The organism is Pseudomonas pseudonitroreducens, assembly GCF_021603645.1.
Taxonomy (GTDB): domain Bacteria; phylum Pseudomonadota; class Gammaproteobacteria; order Pseudomonadales; family Pseudomonadaceae; genus Pseudomonas; species Pseudomonas pseudonitroreducens.
In genome coordinates this window covers 88728-106231 of record NZ_BQHJ01000013.1, presented here as the reverse complement: position 1 = coordinate 106231, position 17504 = coordinate 88728, and the positions used below count along the sequence as shown (strand labels likewise).

General features: G+C 65.5%; 19 protein-coding genes. 8 read left to right on the top strand and 11 right to left on the bottom strand.

The window, feature by feature from the left end:
• The first annotated feature begins 18 nt into the window (after positions 1 to 18).
• The 4 genes from L6D89_RS27075 (at position 19) to L6D89_RS27060 (ending at position 5154) form a co-directional block, all read left to right on the top strand.
• Positions 19 to 1788 (top strand): N-acetylglutaminylglutamine amidotransferase, encoded by a 1770-nt coding sequence (locus L6D89_RS27075; protein ID WP_236201711.1) that lies wholly within the window; start codon positions 19 to 21, stop codon positions 1786 to 1788.
• Positions 1789 to 1858: 70 nt separating this feature from the next.
• Positions 1859 to 3658 (top strand): N-acetylglutaminylglutamine synthetase, encoded by a 1800-nt coding sequence (ngg, locus tag L6D89_RS27070; protein ID WP_236171496.1) that lies wholly within the window; start codon positions 1859 to 1861, stop codon positions 3656 to 3658.
• Positions 3655 to 4857 carry an osmoprotectant NAGGN system M42 family peptidase gene (locus L6D89_RS27065; RefSeq protein WP_236201710.1) on the top strand — a complete coding sequence of 401 codons (1203 nt, stop codon included), beginning with the start codon at positions 3655 to 3657 and terminating at the stop codon, positions 4855 to 4857. The genes ngg and L6D89_RS27065 overlap by 4 nt, the downstream gene beginning before the upstream one ends.
• Before the next feature lie 66 nt (positions 4858 to 4923).
• A complete protein-coding gene (locus L6D89_RS27060; protein WP_236201709.1) occupies positions 4924 to 5154 on the top strand; it encodes a YheU family protein in 231 nt (76 codons plus the stop codon).
• Positions 5155 to 5322: 168 nt separating this feature from the next.
• Here L6D89_RS27060 and L6D89_RS27055 read toward each other — a convergent pair whose 3' ends face one another.
• The 10 genes from L6D89_RS27055 to L6D89_RS27010 all read right to left on the bottom strand — a co-directional run bounded on the left by L6D89_RS27055 (position 5323) and on the right by L6D89_RS27010 (position 13710).
• On the bottom strand, positions 5323 to 5652 hold the full coding sequence (locus L6D89_RS27055; protein ID WP_138215220.1) for a YnfA family protein: 330 nt from the start codon (positions 5650 to 5652) through the stop codon (positions 5323 to 5325).
• An 82-nt stretch (positions 5653 to 5734) separates the two neighbouring features.
• Entirely contained in the window at positions 5735 to 6160 is a 426-nt protein-coding gene (locus L6D89_RS27050; protein ID WP_017522014.1) for a hypothetical protein, read from the bottom strand.
• Positions 6161 to 6400: 240 nt separating this feature from the next.
• A complete protein-coding gene (locus tag L6D89_RS27045) occupies positions 6401 to 7213 on the bottom strand; it encodes an SDR family oxidoreductase (RefSeq protein WP_236171499.1) in 813 nt (270 codons plus the stop codon).
• 169 nt (positions 7214 to 7382) lie between these two features.
• A complete protein-coding gene (locus tag L6D89_RS27040; RefSeq protein ID WP_236201708.1) occupies positions 7383 to 7682 on the bottom strand; it encodes a hypothetical protein in 300 nt (99 codons plus the stop codon).
• Positions 7683 to 7912: 230 nt separating this feature from the next.
• The gene (locus tag L6D89_RS27035) at positions 7913 to 8071 is read right to left on the bottom strand and encodes a DUF3309 family protein (protein WP_017522017.1); all 159 of its coding nucleotides are present in this window, start codon (positions 8069 to 8071) and stop codon (positions 7913 to 7915) included.
• 119 nt (positions 8072 to 8190) lie between these two features.
• Positions 8191 to 8817 carry a 3'-5' exonuclease gene (locus tag L6D89_RS27030; RefSeq protein WP_236201707.1) on the bottom strand — a complete coding sequence of 209 codons (627 nt, stop codon included), beginning with the start codon at positions 8815 to 8817 and terminating at the stop codon, positions 8191 to 8193.
• Positions 8814 to 10604: a DUF294 nucleotidyltransferase-like domain-containing protein gene (locus L6D89_RS27025; RefSeq protein ID WP_236201706.1), complete on the bottom strand. Its 1791-nt coding sequence runs from the start codon at positions 10602 to 10604 to the stop codon at positions 8814 to 8816. Before L6D89_RS27025 ends, L6D89_RS27030 begins: the two co-directional genes overlap by 4 nt.
• A 75-nt stretch (positions 10605 to 10679) precedes the next feature.
• Positions 10680 to 12335: a cation acetate symporter gene (locus tag L6D89_RS27020; RefSeq protein WP_236201705.1), complete on the bottom strand. Its 1656-nt coding sequence runs from the start codon at positions 12333 to 12335 to the stop codon at positions 10680 to 10682.
• Complete coding sequence (locus L6D89_RS27015; protein ID WP_024763446.1) at positions 12332 to 12643, bottom strand: DUF485 domain-containing protein; 312 nt, start codon at positions 12641 to 12643, stop codon at positions 12332 to 12334. The genes L6D89_RS27020 and L6D89_RS27015 overlap by 4 nt, the downstream gene beginning before the upstream one ends.
• A gap of 212 nt (positions 12644 to 12855) precedes the next feature.
• On the bottom strand, positions 12856 to 13710 hold the full coding sequence (locus L6D89_RS27010; RefSeq protein ID WP_236201704.1) for a glycine betaine ABC transporter substrate-binding protein: 855 nt from the start codon (positions 13708 to 13710) through the stop codon (positions 12856 to 12858).
• A 285-nt stretch (positions 13711 to 13995) separates the two neighbouring features.
• On the opposite strand from L6D89_RS27010, the gene L6D89_RS27005 reads away from it, so the two are divergent.
• On the top strand, positions 13996 to 14208 hold the full coding sequence (locus tag L6D89_RS27005) for a DUF2061 domain-containing protein (RefSeq protein WP_236171505.1): 213 nt from the start codon (positions 13996 to 13998) through the stop codon (positions 14206 to 14208).
• 74 nt (positions 14209 to 14282) lie between these two features.
• Positions 14283 to 15842, top strand: a complete 1560-nt coding sequence (locus tag L6D89_RS27000) for a glycoside hydrolase family 17 protein (protein WP_236201703.1) — start codon at positions 14283 to 14285, stop codon at positions 15840 to 15842.
• 3 nt (positions 15843 to 15845) lie between these two features.
• Here the strand turns inward: L6D89_RS27000 and L6D89_RS26995 are convergent, their stop codons facing one another.
• On the bottom strand, positions 15846 to 16211 hold the full coding sequence (locus tag L6D89_RS26995; RefSeq protein WP_236201702.1) for a hypothetical protein: 366 nt from the start codon (positions 16209 to 16211) through the stop codon (positions 15846 to 15848).
• A gap of 111 nt (positions 16212 to 16322) precedes the next feature.
• On the opposite strand from L6D89_RS26995, the gene L6D89_RS26990 reads away from it, so the two are divergent.
• Together L6D89_RS26990 and L6D89_RS26985 are read left to right on the top strand one after the other, a co-directional pair.
• Positions 16323 to 16889, top strand: coding sequence for a hypothetical protein (locus L6D89_RS26990; RefSeq protein WP_236171508.1), 567 nt, complete (start codon positions 16323 to 16325; stop codon positions 16887 to 16889).
• 69 nt (positions 16890 to 16958) lie between these two features.
• Complete coding sequence (locus L6D89_RS26985; RefSeq protein WP_236171509.1) at positions 16959 to 17444, top strand: GNAT family N-acetyltransferase; 486 nt, start codon at positions 16959 to 16961, stop codon at positions 17442 to 17444.
• Positions 17445 to 17504 lie beyond the last annotated feature (60 nt).

Sequence of the window (17504 nt, the reverse complement as noted above, 5' to 3'; positions counted from 1 at the left end):
CGGAGATCCGGTAAGGACATGTGCGGACTAGCAGGAGAACTACGTTTCGATAACCAGGCTGCGGACCTTGCCGCAGTCGAACGCATCACCCATCACCTCGCCCCGCGAGGTCCCGATGCATGGGGCTTCCACAGCGAAGGGCCAGTGGCCCTGGGGCACCGGCGACTGAAGATCATGGACCTGGCCGAAGCTTCCGGTCAGCCGATGATCGACACCTCCCTGGGCCTGTCGCTGGTGTTCAACGGGGCAATCTACAACTACCCCGAACTGCGCGGCGAGCTGGAAGCCCTTGGGTACCGCTTCTTTTCCGGAGGCGACACCGAAGTACTTCTGAAGGGATACCACGCCTGGGGTGAACAACTATTGCCACGCCTCAATGGCATGTTCGCCTTCGCCATCTGGGAACGCGACAAACGGCGCCTGTTCATCGCCCGCGACCGCCTCGGCATCAAGCCGCTGTACCTGTCGCAGACCGGCAAGCGCCTGCGCTTCGCCTCCAGCCTGCCGGCGCTGCTCAAGGGCGGCGACATCGACCCGGCGCTGGACCCGGTGGCGCTCAACCACTACCTGAACTTCCACGCCGTGGTGCCCGCTCCGCGCACCCTGCTGGCCGAAGTGCAGAAACTGCCGCCGGCCACCTGGATGACCATCGACGCCGATGGCCACACCGAGCGCCAGCGCTGGTGGACCCTGGATTACGGCCCGCTGCCGGACGAGCGCGAGCTGACCCTGGACGATTGGGAAGACCGCTTGCTGAGCAGCCTGCGCGACGCCGTGAGCGTGCGCCAGCGCGCCGCCCGCGAAGTCGGCGTGCTGCTCTCCGGCGGGGTGGATTCCAGCCTGCTGGTCGGCCTGCTGCACGAAGCCGGCGTCGAGGACCTGCTGACCTTCTCCATCGGCTTCGAGGATGCCGGCGGCGAACGCGGCGACGAATTCCAGTACTCGGACCTGATCGCGAAACGCTATGGCACCCGCCACCACCAGTTGCGCATCGACGAGAACGAGGTCATCGCGCAGCTGCCGGCGGCTTTCCGCGCCATGAGCGAGCCGATGGTCAGCCACGACTGCATTGCCTTCTACCTGCTCTCGCGGGAAGTCTCCAGGCACTGCAAGGTGGTGCAGAGCGGCCAGGGCGCCGACGAGCTGTTCGCCGGCTACCACTGGTACCCGAAAGTGGCCGGCGCGAAGGACCCGCTGCAGGCGTACCGCGCGGCCTTCTTCGATCGAACCCATGGCGAGTACCTGGACACCGTGCGCGAAGCGCTGCGAGTCGAGGATGTGGCCAGCGAGTTCGTCCGCGAGCACTTCGCCCAGCCGGGCGCGGAAGACCCGGTGGACAAGGCACTGCGCCTGGACAGCACGATCATGCTGGTGGACGACCCGGTCAAGCGTGTCGACAACATGACCATGGCCTGGGGCCTGGAGGCCCGCGTGCCGTTCCTCGACTACCGCGTTGCGGAGTTGTCGGCGAGGATCCCGTCGCGCTTCAAGCTCGGCGATGGCGGCAAGCAGGTGCTCAAGGCTGCCGCGCGCAAGGTCATTCCCAGCGAGGTGATCGACCGGCCCAAGGGTTACTTCCCGGTACCGGGCCTGAAACACCTGCAAGGCAATACCCGCGCCTGGGTCAGCGAGCTGCTGCTGGACCCGAGCCAGGACCGTGGACTGTTCGAGACGGCGATGTTCGACCGCCTGCTCAGCGACCCGGCGAGCGACCTCACTCCGCTGCGCGGTTCCAAGTTGTGGCAGTTGGCGGCCCTCAATCTCTGGCTGACGGAACAAGGCCTCTAGAGCCAGGCGGCGCCGCGTGTGGCGTCGCCTTCCCCACAGCCCAGGACAGATGCTTATCAGGGAGCGCAAGATGAAACCCCATTCCAACCTGCCCCATCCCCACAACCAGCGATTGCTGCGTGGCCAGACACCAACCTACGAACGCCTGCAGGCGCGCTTCGCCGGCGACCACGCGGAAAGCCACGGCCCGCTGATCCTGCAATGCGGCTGGGGGCGCCTGCTGATCGGCCATACCTTCTCCAGCCCGGAGAAGCTGGCCGCCGAACTGCTAAACGAACAACCCGGCGAGCGCGACATTGCCCTCTACGTCGCGGCGCCACAGCAGGTGCTGTCCCACGCCCCGCAGCAACTCTTCCTCGACCCATCCGACGCGCTGCGCCTGTGGTTCACCGACTACCGCCCGGCGCGCCGGCCGTTCCGCGGCTTCCGTATCCGCCGCGTGCACAGCGACGACGACTGGACGGCGATCAACCGCCTGTACCTGTCGCGCGGCATGCTGCCGGTCGACCCGTCCAACGTCACACCGCGCCACCAGGGCGGCCCGGCCTACTGGCTGGCGGAAGACGCCGAGACCGGCACGGTGATCGGCACCGTCATGGGCATCAACCACGCCAAGGCCTTCCGCGACCCCGAAGGCGGCTCCAGCCTCTGGTGCCTGGCGGTGGACCCGCAGTCGAGCCGGCCCGGCGTCGGCGAAGCGCTGGTGCGCCACCTGATCGAACACTTCATGAGCCGCGGGCTGGCCTACCTCGACCTGTCGGTGCTGCACGGCAACCAGCAGGCCAAGTCGCTGTACCGCAAGCTGCGCTTCCGGGAATTGCCGACCTTCGCCATCAAGTGCAAGAACGGCATCAACCAGTCGCTGTTCCTCGGCCCTGGCCCGGAAAAGGGCCTCAATCCCTATGCGAAGATCATCGTCGACGAATCCCATCGCCGTGGTATCGAGGTCCAGGTACAGGATGCCGATGCCGGGCTCTTCACCCTCACCCAGGGTGGCCGGCGCATCCGCTGCCGCGAGTCGCTGTGCGACCTCACCAGCGCCGTGAGCATGAGCCTGTGCCAGGACAAGACCCTCACCCATCGCGCCCTCGACCGCGCCGGCCTGCGCCAGCCGCAGCAGCGTCTGGCCGGAAGCGCTGAAGACAATGCCGCATTCCTCGAAGAACACCGCGCGCTGGTGGTCAAGCCGGTGGACGGCGAACAGGGCCAGGGCGTCGCCGTGGACCTGCGCACGCCGGAAGAAGTGGAGAGCGCCATCGCCCACGCGAAGCAGTTCGACACCCGCGTCATCCTCGAGAGCTACCACCCCGGCAATGATCTGCGCATCGTGGTGATCGGCTACGAAGTGGTGGCCGCCGCCATCCGCCGCCCTGCCGAGGTGATCGGCGACGGCCGGCACAGCATCCGTAAACTGATCGAGGCGCAGAGCCGCCGGCGCCAGGCCGCGACCGGTGGCGAAAGCCGCATCCCGCTGGACGGCGAGACCGAGCGCACCCTGGCTGCCGCGGGTTTCAGCTACGACGACGTGTTGCCCAGCGGCCAGCGCCTGGCCGTGCGCCGCACCGCCAACCTGCATACCGGCGGCACCCTGGAAGACGTCACCGAGCGCCTGCATCCGGCGCTGGCCGACGCCGCCATTCGCGCGGCGCGGGCGCTGGAGATTCCAGTCACCGGCCTCGATCTGCTGGTCACCGAGGCTGACCAGGCGGACTACGTGATCATCGAAGCCAACGAACGCCCGGGCCTGGCCAACCACGAGCCACAGCCCACCGCCGAGCGCTTCGTCGACCTGCTCTTCCCGCTGAGCCGCGAGCTGCTGCATCGCGACAACCGTGACCAGCCACACCCCAACGTGGAGGCCCCGGCATGACCCCATTGCCACAACCGGACCTGAACTACCTGCAGCGCGTGCTGCTGGAAATGCTCGCCATCCCCAGCCCCACCGGCTTCACCGACACCATCGTGCGCTACGTCGCCGAGCGGCTGGAGGAGATTGGCGTGCCCTTCGAGATGACCCGCCGCGGGACTATCCGCGCGACCCTGCTGGGCCGCCGCAAGAGCCCGGACCGTGCCGTCTCGGCGCACCTGGACACCATTGGTGCGATCGTCCGCGAGATCAAGCCCAATGGCCGCCTGGCCCTGGCGCCGGTGGGCTGCTGGTCGAGTCGCTTCGCCGAGGGCAGCCGGGTCACGGTGTTCTGCGAGAACGGCGTGTTCCGTGGCAGCGTGCTGCCGCTGCTGGCCTCGGGGCATGCGTTCAACACCGCCGTGGATACCCTGCCGATCAGCTGGGACCATGTCGAACTGCGCCTGGACACCTACACCGCCAGCCGCGCCGACAGCGAATCGATCGGCGTGGCCATCGGTGATTTCGTCGCCTTCGACCCGCTGCCCGAGTTCACCGAGAGCGGCCATATCAGCGCCCGCCACCTCGACGACAAGGCTGGCGTTGCGGCACTGCTGGCCGCGCTCAAGGCCATCGTGGAAAGCGGCCAGGTACCACCGATCGACTGTCACCCGCTGTTCACCATCACCGAGGAAATCGGCTCGGGCGCGGCCGGCGCGCTGCCCTGGGACGTCAGCGAATTCGTCGGCATCGACATTGCGCCGGTGGCCGAGGGGCAGAACTCCAGCGAGCACGCCGTCAGCGTCGCCTTGCAGGATTCCGGCGGGCCGTACGACTTCCATCTGTCCCGACACCTGCTGCGCCTGGGCGAGCGCCATGAGGTCGCGGTGCGCCGGGACCTGTTCCGTTACTACCACAGCGATGCGCAGTCGGCGATCACCGCCGGCCACGACATCCGTACCGCGCTGCTGGCCTTCGGCTGCGATGCCACCCATGGCTACGAGCGCACCCACATCGACAGCTTGTCCGCGCTGGCGAAACTGCTCACCGCCTACATGCTCAGCCCACCGGTGTTCGACAGCGACGCCGAACCCAGCGAAGGCACGCTGGAGCGTTTCAGCAAGCAACTGGAGCATCCGGTGCACATGGAAAGCACCACCCATGTGCCGCCGGTGGACGACCTGATCGATAACGGCGACGGCTCCGAGAAGAACAAGGACTGACGACTGAAGCTGCGCTGGTCGCAGCGCGGGACTACAATCCCGCGCTGCGATTTCGAGTACCCCGCCATGCTGATTCCCTTTGAGCTCATCGAAGCCGACACCCTCAACAACCTGCTGGAAGACTTCGTCACCCGCGAAGGCACCGACAACGGCGACGACACGCCGCTGGACGTGCGCGTGGAGCGCGCACGCCATGCACTCAAGCGCGGCGAGGCGGTGATCGTCTTCGACCCGGAAAGCCAGCAGTGCCAGCTGATGCTGAAAAGCGAAGTGCCGAGGGAGTGGCTGGAGGACTGATCGAGCGTCAGGAACACCTGCTCTTGTAGGAGCGAGCTTGCTCGCGAACGGATAGCCCGGCGGCGCCGGAGCAATCGGCGAGCGCCAGGTTCGCGAGCAAGCTCGCTCCTACAGGTACCGGTCCCTTTCAGATGTAGACCGGATAACGCCATTCAGTAGTCGCTTGGCTCAGGGCGCGAGGCGAGGCCCGAGCAGTACCACGCTGGCGCCGATCACGCAGAGCGCCACGCCGACCCAGTCGCTCCACAGCGGGCGACTCTTCTCCACGAAAGCCAGCCAGAACAGCGAGGCGGCGACGTAGATGCCGCCATAGGCGGCATAGGCGCGCCCGGCATAGTTCGCCTCGACGCGAGTGAGCAGCAGGGCGAAGACCGTCAGGCTGAGCAGTCCGGGGATGATCCACAGCGCGCTCTTGTCCAGGCGCAGCCAGAGGTAGAAGGCGTAGCAGCCAGCAATCTCGCAGAAGGCGGCGAGGACGAACCAGAGGTAGTTGATCACGGCGGTCTTTCCTTTAGCAGCCTCGGCTTTCAGGAGCCTGGGCCTTGGAGAGTTGGCGGCTGGGAATCTCCAGCCGGAGAGCTCAGCCGCGCAGGCCGCCCTCGCGTTCCCAGGCGCAGCGCACTTTCAGCTCGCCCTCGCGCGGGCTGTGGAAGCCGTTCTCGGACTCCCAGCGGAAGGTGTGGCTGCCGTTGACTTCGGTTTCCAGGTGCACCACCGCACTGGCCCAGTAAAGCCGGCGCAGCAGCGCTTCGAACTGTTCGACCCAGAGCTTCCACTCGTACTCGATGGTCTGGTAGCTGGCGCCGAAGTGGATCACCTGGGACTGGTACAGGCCCGCACCTTCGGTCTCGCAGCGGCTGAACATTTCGCGGCCGAGGAACGGCCAGGCTTCGCCCATGGGCAAGCTGTCGAGCACCTTGCGGTTGGCGGCGCGGCGCAGGCGGCGCTCCATCGAGTCGCCGGGCCAGTCGCGGATGCAGCCATAGACGATGGATTCGGAGTGCAAGCGGGTTCTTCCTTCAATGACACCGGAGCCTTCTAACACAGGCCTGACGTCCCGCAAAGCGCGAATCCCCACAGCTGCGCAGTAGCCCGAAAAAGCAAAAGCCCCGCGAAATGAGCGGGGCTTTCACCGGGGTCCAACGTACATCAGCCAGGCAGGCCGGTGATTAAAACTAAACCTTTGCACCGGCCTGGGCAAGCCCTGTCTTTCATTGCACCGAAAGGGGGCGAAAAAGCCTTGCGATTACGAAAGACTGCGGCGCTTGGCCTGCATCTTCTCGGCCATCTTCGCCATTTCGTCGTAGATCGCCTGCGGGTTCTGCTGCTTGATCTGCCAGGCCATGCGGCCCTGCTCGTGGGGCAGGATCATGAAGACGTCGCGGCCGACTTCCTGGTGGATGTAGTCGGCGATATCGGCGGCGCTGATGGGCGAGCTTTCCAGCAGCTTGCCGACCTGGGTCTTCATCTCCGGGCTCGGGCCACGGAAGGAGTCCAGCAGGTTGGTCTGGAAGAACGACGGGCAAACCACGTGGACCTTCACATCCACCAGGCTGAGGTCGGCCAGCAGGCTTTCCGAGAGTGCCACCACACCGGCCTTGGCCACGTTGTAGTTGCTCATCGCCGGGCCCTGCATCAGCGCCGCCATGGAGGCGATGTTGATAATCCGCCCCTTGCTCTTCTCCAGCAGCGGCAGGAACGCCTTGCAGCCCTTGACCACGCCCATCAGGTTGATCGAGATCTGCCAGTCCCAGTCTTCCAGCGACAGTTCGCTGAAGAAGCCGCCGGAAGCGACACCGGCGTTGTTGACGATGATATCGATGCCACCGAATTTCTCTTCACAGGACTGCGCCAACTGGGTCAGCTGGCTGTAGTCGCGCACGTCGCAGCGCTGGGTGAAGCCCTCGCCGCCGGCCTCGCGTACCAGTTTCAGGGTTTCCTGCAGGCCTGCTTCGTTGACGTCGGCCAGCGCCAGCTTCCAGCCCTCGCGGGCCCAGCGCAGGGCGATTTCGCGTCCGAGGCCGGAACCGGCGCCGGTAATCATGATGCGATTTTGCATAGGGGAGGTCTGCCTTTTCTTGTCTTGTTCGGGACGGGTGATCGACAACGTTCGAGTCGACGATTGTGGCCCGAAGTGTAACCAAGGCTTTCGGCTACCAGCGGTGAAATCAGGCCGCTGAATGCCCCTGGCAAACCGCCGGCGCACTAGCGCTTAGCGGGGTGCAGGGTCAGGCCTGGAGGAGCACGCAGAGCTTGCCCAGCACCAGGGCGATACCGGCGGAGACGAGCAGATGGGCAGCGCAGTTGATGCGCTCGCGTTTGAGCTGGGCGAGGCCGCGGATGCGGTAGCGCAGCATGAAGATACCCAGCGCCACGGGAAGGGCCGGGCCGAGGAAGGCAAACTGCCAATAACGGTCCGGGTCGACCACCGGGGCCAGGGTCATGGCTTCGGCCAGCGGCGGCAGGCCCAGCCCGCACTGGACGAGCAACCACACCACGCCCAGCACAACCAGTACAACGCCCAGCATCCCTACGACTCCCTGATGGCAAAGGCCCAGTATGTTAGTACAGGCACCCGCCAAGGGCTGTGCGACGAATCACCCTGTGGCGTATCGGCGCGGTGACGCAGGCGGGGAAAGCGGATACGCGCCAGAGCGAGGGTGGAGTGATCGCGGACGGAGTCCGCTCCTACGCAGAGGGATAATGCAGTGCAATTCGTAGGAGCGGATTCATCCGCGATGCTCTTGGCGAGGGCCGGTCAGATGCGTCCGAGCAGCAACAGCACCAGCAGCACGACCAGTACCACACCGATGACGCCCGAGGGGCCGTAACCCCAGTTGCGCGAGTGGGGGAAGACCGGCAGGCCACCGATCAGCATCAAGATCAGGATGATCAAAAGAATGGTCCCGAGTCCCATATCGTCTCTCCTCTTTCAGTCGACGAGGGGCGATGGCTCGCGGTGTTGCGATTGGCCAGCGCTTGTAGATTCCGACTGGGTGGGTGCGCGGAAGATTCAAAGAATCTGCAGGCACAGGATCAACTCAGGTCACGGGGCAGCGATCCTTTGCGCAGGCGCAGGAACATCAATGCGGCGGTGCGCGCATCACCGATGGCGGTGTGGCGACCTTCGATAGGGATTTCCAGGTTGCGTGCCAGGGTGTCGAAACGCAGGTCCAGGTGCAGGTCGGGGAAACGCCGGCTCATCTTGCGGTGATAGATTTCGGAGACCTCGACGCGGGGGTTGTCCAGCCGCGCGCCGAGTTGCTCGCGCAGGTGTCGGCGCAGCACGGCGACATCGAAGGACAGGTAGTAGCCCAGCAACGGCCGTTCGCCGACGAACTCCTGCACCCGGCGCAGCGCCTCCACCAGTGGCAGCTGGCCTTCGAGGTCGGCGCGGCGCAGCTTGTGGATGCGGATCGACTCGCCGTCCAGCGATGGCGGCGGCTCCACCAGCAGCTCCAGGCGCTCGCCGAGGATCAGCTTGCCACGGCGGATCAGCACGGCGCCGATGCTGAGGATGTCGGCCTTGCGCGGATCAAGGCTGGTGGTTTCCAGGTCCAGCGACACCAGTTCCTCCGCCCCTGCCGGATCGTGCTGCCACCAATAGAGGCGGCGGCGCCAGGCGGACCAGTGCGGATCGGGTGCAGCGACACAGGCGTTCATCGGGTATCCAGGTGGAATTGGCGGGTCAGGCTCTGCTTGAACTTCTTCACCGTGTGCAAGCTGAAGCGCAACAGGTCGCGCTCGTGGCGACTCAGGCGGGAAACGTCGAGCCCTTGTTCGCGACCGTCACGTTGCCCGGCCAGTTGCTGGCGCAGGCGCAGCTGGAGGAACAGCTCGAAGGACTCGACCAGGTTGTCGACCAGCGACTCATCCAGCACGCCAAGGGTTTTCAGGGTGGCGAGCCGGCCCAGCGTGCCGCGCTCCTCCAGACCTTCGCGCACGGCCAGCACGCGGGCGCCGTGGACGATAGGAAAGATGCCGCCGCGCTTCACGTCCAGGTGCGCGTCCTGGGTTTTCAGTTGGCCGAGGAAGGTCAGCGGTGTATCGAACTGCAAGGCCGGCAGGGCCAGGTCGCTCATCCAGCGGCCGCTGTCGCCGGCCAGCGCATCCAGGCATTCGCGCAAGCCATCGAACAGCCGCCGGTTGCCCGCCACCGGCCAGGCATCGGCGAGGATCGACAGGCGCATCAGTTGTTCCGGGCGACCTTGCAGTGGCAGCTCGCGCAGTTCGCGCTGCCACTCCGACAATGGCCTGCACCACTCCGGCCGGCTGGCCATCACGCCACCAGGGCACGGTGGATAACCGAACTCCAGCAACGCCGCAGAAAAGCGCTGCATCAATAACAGTCCTTGCTCCACCGGCAGCCCGTCGTCGAGGATCAGCGCGTTGTCCTGATCGGTCTTCAGCAGTTGCTCGGCACGCCCTTCGCTGCCCATCACCAGCAGGCAACAGCGGCCACGCAATACCGGTGGCACCTGCAACTCGAACAGACGCTCGAGCAGTTGCTCGTTGAGTGCGCTGACCAGTTGCATGATGAAGCGCAGGCGAATGCCGTTGCCCGCCAGCGTGGCGATCAGCGTGTGCAGGGTTTCCGCTGCCGCGCGCAGTTCGGCCTCGCTTTCGGCGCGGGCGATGCGCAGCGCCAGCACATGGGAGTGGGTGGAAAACAGGCTGAGTACCTGGGTCAGGTGCAGCAGGCCGACCACCCTGCCCTCCTCGCACACCGCCACGCGCTCGATGCGCTGGCGGGTCATGAGGATCATCGCGTCGAAGAGGAAGTCGCCCAGCTCGACATGGCTCAACGGCCGATGCGCCAATGGGCCGATGGGCTGCTCCTCGCTGAAGCCATCACGGAAGTGCGCGGTCATCAGGTCGGTGCGGGTGACGATGCCCAGCGCGCCGTCCTCGCGTACCAGCAGTGCATCCGCGCCCTGGCTCAGCTGCAGTCGTGCGGCATCGCCCAGCGGCAGCGTGGGTTCGACTTCGATGGCCGGCAACAAATGCTCGGAGGCAATGCGGGTGAGGATGAACTCGGCCAGGTTCTGCCCTTCTCGTCGCTCCAGCTGCCGTTTGCTGGCCAGGTCGGCACGGAAGAAGCGGGCGAACTGCGGGTTGTCCGCGCACAGCTGGTGGAACACCGCTGCCGGCAGTTCGTAGACGATGCTCTCTTCCACCGCCTGGTAGCGGTGCTTGCTGCTGCCGGAAAACAGCCCGCGCACGTCGAACAGGTCCTCGCCAGCGTACTGGGCAAACAGCTTGCCGTCCTCGCCGCGCTCCTCGATCACGCCCTTCATCAGGACGAACAGGCAGGGCACCGGCGCACCGGCTTCGAGCAGCACTTCGTCGACCGTGTAATAGCCCACGCTCAGCGCGTCGCGCAGCTGCTCGCGCTCCAGCGGGCGGAGCTGATCGAAGGGCGGCGAAGCGAAATTGAAATCGTCGGACATCCGTTATCCATCCCTGTCAAAAAAGCAAGGCCGGAGGTGTCTCCACCTCCGGCCCCGGCAGGTTAGCTCAAGCGATCAGTGGGCAACGGCGCCAGTGGCACCCAGGCCGGTCTGCGAGCGAATGAATTGCGGGAAGAAGCGTGCACGCTCCTCGTCGGCAGCGGCGGACTTGTCGGTGATGGAGAAGAACCAGATACCGATGAAGGCCACGGCCATGGAGAACAGCGCCGGGTACTCGTACGGGTAGATGGCTTTCTCGTGGCCGAGGATCTGAACCCAGATGGTCGGACCGAGGATCATCAGGGTCACCGCGGTGATCAGGCCGAGCCAGCCGCCGATCTTCGCGCCACGGGTGGTCAGCTTCTTCCAGTACATGGAGAGCAGCAGTACCGGGAAGTTGCAGCTGGCAGCGATGGAGAAGGCCAGGCCGACCATGAAGGCGATGTTCTGCTTCTCGAACAGAATGCCGAGAACGATGGCCACCACGCCGAGGCAGACGGTGGTGATCTTCGACACGCGCAGTTCATCCTTCTCGTTGGCCTTGCCGCCTTTGAGCACGCTGGCGTACAGGTCGTGGGAAACCGCCGAGGCACCGGCCAGGGTCAGGCCGGCAACCACCGCGAGGATGGTGGCGAAGGCCACGGCGGAGATGAAGCCGAGGAACAGGCTGCCACCCACGGCATCGGCCAGGTGCACGGCGGCCATGTTGTTGCCGCCCAGCAGGGCGCCGGTGGCGTCCTTGAAGTCCGGGTTGGTGCTGACCAGCAGGATCGCGCCGAAGCCGATGATGAAGGTCAGGATGTAGAAGTAGCCGATGAAGCCGGTAGCGAAGAACACCGACTTGCGGGCTTCCTTGGCGTCACTGACGGTGAAGAAGCGCATCAGGATGTGCGGCAGGCCGGCGGTGCCGAACATCAGCGCGAAGCCCAGGGAGAACGCGGAGATCGGGTCCTTCACCAGGCCGCCGGGGCTCATGATGCCCTCGCCTTTCGGGTGGACCTTGATGGCTTCGGAGAACAGGGTGCTGATGTCGAAATTGACGTGCTTGAGCACCATGATCGCCATGAAGGTGGCGCCCGAGAGCAGCAGCACGGCCTTGATGATCTGTACCCAGGTGGTGGCGAGCATGCCGCCGAACAGCACGTACAGCACCATCAGGATGCCGACCAGGACCACGGCGACGTGGTAGTTGAGGCCGAACAGCAACTCGATCAGCTTGCCGGCGCCAACCATCTGCGCGATCAGGTAGAAGGCCACGACCACCAGCGAGCCGCAGGCGGACAGGGTACGGATATCCTTCTGCTTGAGGCGGTAGGACGCCACGTCGGCGAAGGTGTACTTGCCCAGGTTGCGCAGGCGTTCGGCGATCAGGAAGAGGATGATCGGCCAGCCGACGAGGAAGCCGATGGAGTAGATCAGGCCGTCGTAGCCGGAGGTGAATACCAGCGCGGAAATGCCCAGGAATGAGGCAGCGGACATGTAGTCGCCGGCGATCGCCAGGCCGTTCTGGAAACCGGTGATGCTGCCGCCAGCGGTGTAGAAGTCGGCGGCGGACTTGCTGCGCTTGGAGGCCCAGTAGGTGATGCACAGGGTCAGGCCGACGAAGGCAACGAACATGACGATGGCGGAGACGTTCAGCGGCTGGCGCTGTACCTCGCCGGTGAGGGCGTCAGCCCAGAGTGCGGGAGCGAATGCGGCCAGAGCCAGGGCCGCGGCGATACGGCCTTTCATTGCTGGGCCTCCTTGAGGATTTCCTGATTGAGGCGGTCGAATTCACCGTTCGCCCGGCGCACGTAGATGCCGGTGAGCACGAAGGCCGAGAGGATCAGCCCGACGCCCATGGGGATACCCCAGGTGACGGACGAATCGGCACTGATCTTCGCGCCGAGCAGCTGCGGCTGGAAAGCGATGAGCAGGATGAAGACCACGTACAGGCCCAACATGATCAGGGAGAGCAGCCAGGCGAATCGCTCGCGCTTGGCCACCAACTCTTTGAAGCGCGGATTGGTATCAATCCGCTGGTAGATGCTGTCGTTCATTTTGTTCTTGTCCTCACAGCGGGGATGACGCGGATGTCGTCGATCCCTAATTTATGTGTCCGCTGCAAGCGCTCCAGACGACTTTAGTCGTAGCGATTTGCCCTCTCTTGCGAACAAGCCCGGAATAGACGCTTCGGCATAAAAAAACCCCCCACGAACCAGACGGTTCGCGGGGGATTTTTCTGTATCGCGCGTGGCTGGGTTCTAAGCGATCACAGCCATTCCTTCACGCGATCCGGATGCGCCTCGACCCATTTCTTCGCCGCCACTTCCGGCTTCTCGCCGTTCTGCACGGCCAGCATGACTTCGCCGATTTCCTGGCCGTCCTTCCACTGGAATTTCTTCAGGAAGGCCCAGACTTCCGGCGCCTTCTTCTCCAGCGCCGGGTTGGCAACGCTGTCGACGTGCTCCTCTTCGCCGTAGACCTTTTTCGGGTCTTCGAGGAACTTCAGCTTCCACTTGGCAAACATCCAGTGCGGAATCCAGCCGGTGACGGCGATGGCCTTCTTGTCGTTCTCCGCGCGGGTCAGCTCGGCGATCATGCCGCTGCCGGAACTGGCTACCAGCTTGTAGTCCAGACCGTAGTCCTTGATCGCCTGGTCGGTCTTGAGCATCACCCCGGCGCCGGCGTCGATGCCGACGATGCGGCCGCCGAAGTCATCCTTCTGCGCCTTGAGGTCCTCGATGCTGTTGGCTTTCACATACTCGGGCACGATCAGGCCGATCTTCGCGCCCGGGTAGTTCACGCCCAGGTTGGTAACCTTGTCCTTCATCTTCTCGTAGTAGGCGCCGTGGGTGACCGGCAGCCAGGCAGATAGCATGGCGTCGAGCTTGCCGCGCGCCACGCCCTGCCACATGATCCCGGCGGCCACCGGCATCAGCTTGACCTGGTAGCCGAGCTTCTCGCGCATGATCTCGGCGGCGACGTGGGTGGTCGCCACGCTGTCCGACCAGCCGTCCACGTAACCGATGGTGATTTCCGGCTTGGCCGCCGCAGCGGCCAGCCCGGCCGCTGCCGACAGCACCAGCCCTGCGCCAAGGCCCAACAGGCGTCGCATCATAGACATGGTTTTCTCCCCGTGATTTTTCGTTGCGGCGTCCGGGCAGGCCCGGCGCCATTCGCGGTCTTGGCCGCCCTTTCATGATCGGCGCCCGCTGCTGGCGAACTGCTCTGAGAGCGACGCCAAACGGTCCGATCCACGACAGAACCCGTCCATCCACGACTGCGCAATTCCATCCACGACGCGGGTGCCGGCCTATCGCCTCCATACAGAGGCTCGATTACCCGACAGGGTTCCCCCGCAGTAGTCTTTCAGCAACGGAGAATCATTCTCGACTGGAGGATCGCCACCATGCTCAAGACCGTCACCTTCACCCTGATGCACTTCATCATCGCCTTCAGCGTCGCCTACGCGCTGACCGGCAGCATCGCCGTGGGCGGCCTGGTGGCGATCGTCGAGCCGCTGTGCAACGCGGTGGGCTTCCACTTCCACGAGAAGTTCTGGAAGCGCATCGAGGGCAACGCGGCCCAGCCGACGCACAACTGGATTCACCGTCACGCCTGAACGCCCCGCGCGGGCACTGACGGCGGCCAGCGGCGTTGCTAAGATGCGCGCCTCGCCACGGTTCGCGTGCCCCCATGCCCCAGTCCTCGCGCTTTCCGCTTTTGCCTTACCTTCTCGCCCTGCTGCTTGCCCTGATCGCCCTCGGCGGCCTCTGGTACGGCCTCGGCAAGCCGGTCGTCCTGCCCGATGCGGCTACGCCCACGCACAAGCTGCAGTGCGCGTCGTACAGCCCGTTCGCCAAGGACCAGTCGCCCTTCGACCAGCCCTTTGTCCTGCGTCCGGAGCAGATGGACGCCGACCTGGCCCTGCTGGCAACGCGCTTCGATTGCGTGCGCACCTATTCCATGACCGGCCTGGAAGGCATCCCGGCGCTGGCCCGCAAGCACGGCCTGAAGCTGATGCTCGGCGCCTGGGTCAACGCCAACCCGGTGGATACCGAGCGTGAAGTCGAGGCGCTGATCAAGGCCGCCAACGAGTATCCGGATGTCGTTCAGGCGGTGATCGTCGGCAACGAAACCCTGCTGCGCAAGGAGGTCACCGGGCGCTACCTGGCTGGACTTATCCACAAGGTGAAGGCTCAGGTGCGCCAGCCGGTGACCTACGCCGATGTCTGGGAGTTCTGGCACCAGCACCCGGAGATCGCCCCGGCGGTGGACTTCCTTACCATCCACCTGTTGCCCTACTGGGAAGACAACCCGCGCGGCATCGACGATGCCCTCGCCCACGTGGCGAAGATCCGCGAGGACTTCGGCCGCGAGTTCGCCCCCAAGGACATCCTCATCGGCGAAACCGGCTGGCCCAGCGAGGGTCGCCAACGCGAAACCGCCCTGCCCAGCCGGGTCAACGAGGCGCGCTTCATCCGCGGTTTCGTGCACATGGCCGAGGAGAAAGGCTGGCGCTACAACCTGATCGAAGCCTTCGACCAACCCTGGAAGCGCCAGAGCGAAGGCGCGGTGGGCGGCTACTGGGGTCTGTTCAGCGCCGACCGTGAAGAGAAAGGCGTGCTCGCCGGGCCGGTCAGCAACCTGCCGGGCTGGCCGCTGTGGCTGGGACTTTCCGGCGTGATCCTGCTCGCTGGGATGCTGGTCGGCGGCCGCCCCGCCTCAACCCGCAGTGCCTTCCTGTTGCCGCTGGTTGGCGCCCTCGGCGCGGGCTGCATCGGCCTGTGGCTGGAGCTGTCGGTGATCGCCAGCCGTTTCTGGGGCGAATGGCTCTGGTCGGCAGCACTGGTGGGCTTGAATCTGCTGGTACTGCTGCACACCAGCCTGGCGCTGTCGGTTCGGGCGGGCTGGCGAGCGAAGGTCTTCGATTGGCTGCAAAGCCGCGCCGGCCTGTGGTTGGCGGCGGCCGGTTTCGCCGGCGCGGTGCTGATGCTCGGGATGGTCTTCGACGCGCGCTACCGCAGCTTCCCCAGCGCGGCACTGCTGTTCCCGGCGCTGGTCTACCTGTGCCGGCCGGTCACCGCGCCGCGCCGCGAGGCACTGCTGCTGGCACTGATCATCGCCATCGGGATTCCCGCGCAACTGGCGCTGGAGGGGCTGAGCAATCTTCAGGCACTGGGCTGGGCAGCGGTCAGCCTGCTTCTGCTCGGAGCGCTGCTGCGCGGACGACGCCCGGCAGAACGAAGGCTCTGAGACTCAGCGGGCTGACGCGCGCACCAGACGCAATCCGGCCAATACCACGGCGAACACCGCGAGCCCGGCGTTGTACAGCACCAGCGCCGGCAGCGTGACCAGCATCGCCAACACCGCCAGCCACCAGCCCACCTGACGCGGTACGAAGAAAGCCAGCAGCGAAAGCCCCAGCGCCAGCTTGCCGAACACGCCGAAGTGAATCGCCCAGCCCAGTTGCGAACGCACACCGCACTCCCAGCGTGCGGCCTCGTCGGCGCAGATGCCGACCCAGCGGCCATCCTCCATCAGCCCGAAACGCACGCCATAGCTGGCGGCCAGCCAGAGCGCCAAGGCAAGCAGCAGAACGATCAGGGGCAAACGACGGGGCATGGCGCCACTACTCCGGGCAGGCGGGGAATCGGCGCCCAGCATAACCAGCGCGGGGGCCGATGCAAGAGCAGCCAAACCCTGGGTAAACTTCCGCCACACACGGAGCCTTCGATGAAGCGATCGACCCTGTTCCTGCTGGTCTGCGTGGCCGCCAGTTTCTGGTGGCTGTGGCCGACCGAGCGCCCCCACGCACCGCAGCAGCACAGCCAGGCACTGTCCGCTGGCGGCATGCGCGTCGAGCGCTACTCCATCTATCCCCTGGAAGATTTCAGCATCGAGGCGCGCGTACTCGGCCGCGAGGATTACCACCTGGGCCGCGAGGCCGAGCTGTCACCCACCGACCTCGCACTGGGCTGGGGCCCGATGGACGACCCGCGGGTACTCGCCGATATCCGTATCAGCCAGGGCAACCGCTGGTTCTACTGGCACGCCGACAAACTGCCGATCCCCCGCCGGGAGCTGGAAACCCACGCCGCCAACATGCACATGATCCCGGCCAACGACGGCGTGGCGCGCACCCTCGCCCAGGTCAGCGCCGGCGAGCACGTGCGCCTGTCCGGCAAGCTGGTGCGTGTGGAGGGCGACGACGGCTGGCGCTGGGTCAGTTCGCTGACCCGCGAGGACACCGGCGCCGGCGCCTGCGAGCTGGTCTGGCTGGAAAGCCTGGAACGCTACTGAAGTGAGCGGTTGCCAGCGGCCTGGGGCGCCGGGCATGCTCGACGGATTTCGCAGCCCAAGGACATACCCATGCCGCGCGTCACCCTGCGCCCCGCCGCCCCTGAGGATATCCCGCTGATCCTCGAGCTGATCCGCGAACTGGCCGACTACGAGAAACTGCTCCACGAAGTGAAGGCCGACGCCCAGCGCATGCATGAGCACCTGTTCGGCCCGCGGCCCTATGCCGAAGTACTGATCGGCGAGGTGGACGGCGCCGCCCAGGGTTTCGCCCTGTTCTTCCACAACTACTCGACCTGGCTGAGCCAGCCCGGCATCTACCTCGAAGACCTCTACGTGCGCCCCGCCGCGCGTGGCGCCGGCCTGGGCAAGGCGCTGCTCACGGAGCTGGCGCGGCTGGCAGTAGAGCGCGATTGCGGACGCCTGGAATGGTCGGTGCTGGACTGGAACGAACCGGCCATCGGTTTCTACCGCAGCCTGGGCGCTCGCCCACAGGACGAATGGAGCGTCTATCGTCTAACCGGTGATGCGCTCAGGGACCTCGCGCGCAAAGGCTGACAAGCGAGTTGCACTTGTCGGAAATGTGCTGGTCTTAATCGCCGGTCACCCTAGAGTTGG

Coding starts and splice junctions, on each gene's coding strand:
- L6D89_RS27075 (WP_236201711.1), top strand. CDS start 19: ATGTGCGGACTAGCAGGAGAACTACGTTTCGATAACCAGGCTGCGGAC.
- ngg (WP_236171496.1), top strand. CDS start 1,859: ATGAAACCCCATTCCAACCTGCCCCATCCCCACAACCAGCGATTGCTG.
- L6D89_RS27065 (WP_236201710.1), top strand. CDS start 3,655: ATGACCCCATTGCCACAACCGGACCTGAACTACCTGCAGCGCGTGCTG.
- L6D89_RS27060 (WP_236201709.1), top strand. CDS start 4,924: ATGCTGATTCCCTTTGAGCTCATCGAAGCCGACACCCTCAACAACCTG.
- L6D89_RS27045 (WP_236171499.1), bottom strand. CDS start 7,213: ATGCAAAATCGCATCATGATTACCGGCGCCGGTTCCGGCCTCGGACGC.
- L6D89_RS27040 (WP_236201708.1), bottom strand. CDS start 7,682: ATGCTGGGCGTTGTACTGGTTGTGCTGGGCGTGGTGTGGTTGCTCGTC.
- L6D89_RS27035 (WP_017522017.1), bottom strand. CDS start 8,071: ATGGGACTCGGGACCATTCTTTTGATCATCCTGATCTTGATGCTGATC.
- L6D89_RS27030 (WP_236201707.1), bottom strand. CDS start 8,817: ATGAACGCCTGTGTCGCTGCACCCGATCCGCACTGGTCCGCCTGGCGC.
- L6D89_RS27025 (WP_236201706.1), bottom strand. CDS start 10,604: ATGTCCGACGATTTCAATTTCGCTTCGCCGCCCTTCGATCAGCTCCGC.
- L6D89_RS27020 (WP_236201705.1), bottom strand. CDS start 12,335: ATGAAAGGCCGTATCGCCGCGGCCCTGGCTCTGGCCGCATTCGCTCCC.
- L6D89_RS27015 (WP_024763446.1), bottom strand. CDS start 12,643: ATGAACGACAGCATCTACCAGCGGATTGATACCAATCCGCGCTTCAAA.
- L6D89_RS27010 (WP_236201704.1), bottom strand. CDS start 13,710: ATGTCTATGATGCGACGCCTGTTGGGCCTTGGCGCAGGGCTGGTGCTG.
- L6D89_RS27005 (WP_236171505.1), top strand. CDS start 13,996: ATGCTCAAGACCGTCACCTTCACCCTGATGCACTTCATCATCGCCTTC.
- L6D89_RS27000 (WP_236201703.1), top strand. CDS start 14,283: ATGCCCCAGTCCTCGCGCTTTCCGCTTTTGCCTTACCTTCTCGCCCTG.
- L6D89_RS26995 (WP_236201702.1), bottom strand. CDS start 16,211: ATGCCCCGTCGTTTGCCCCTGATCGTTCTGCTGCTTGCCTTGGCGCTC.
- L6D89_RS26990 (WP_236171508.1), top strand. CDS start 16,323: ATGAAGCGATCGACCCTGTTCCTGCTGGTCTGCGTGGCCGCCAGTTTC.
- L6D89_RS26985 (WP_236171509.1), top strand. CDS start 16,959: ATGCCGCGCGTCACCCTGCGCCCCGCCGCCCCTGAGGATATCCCGCTG.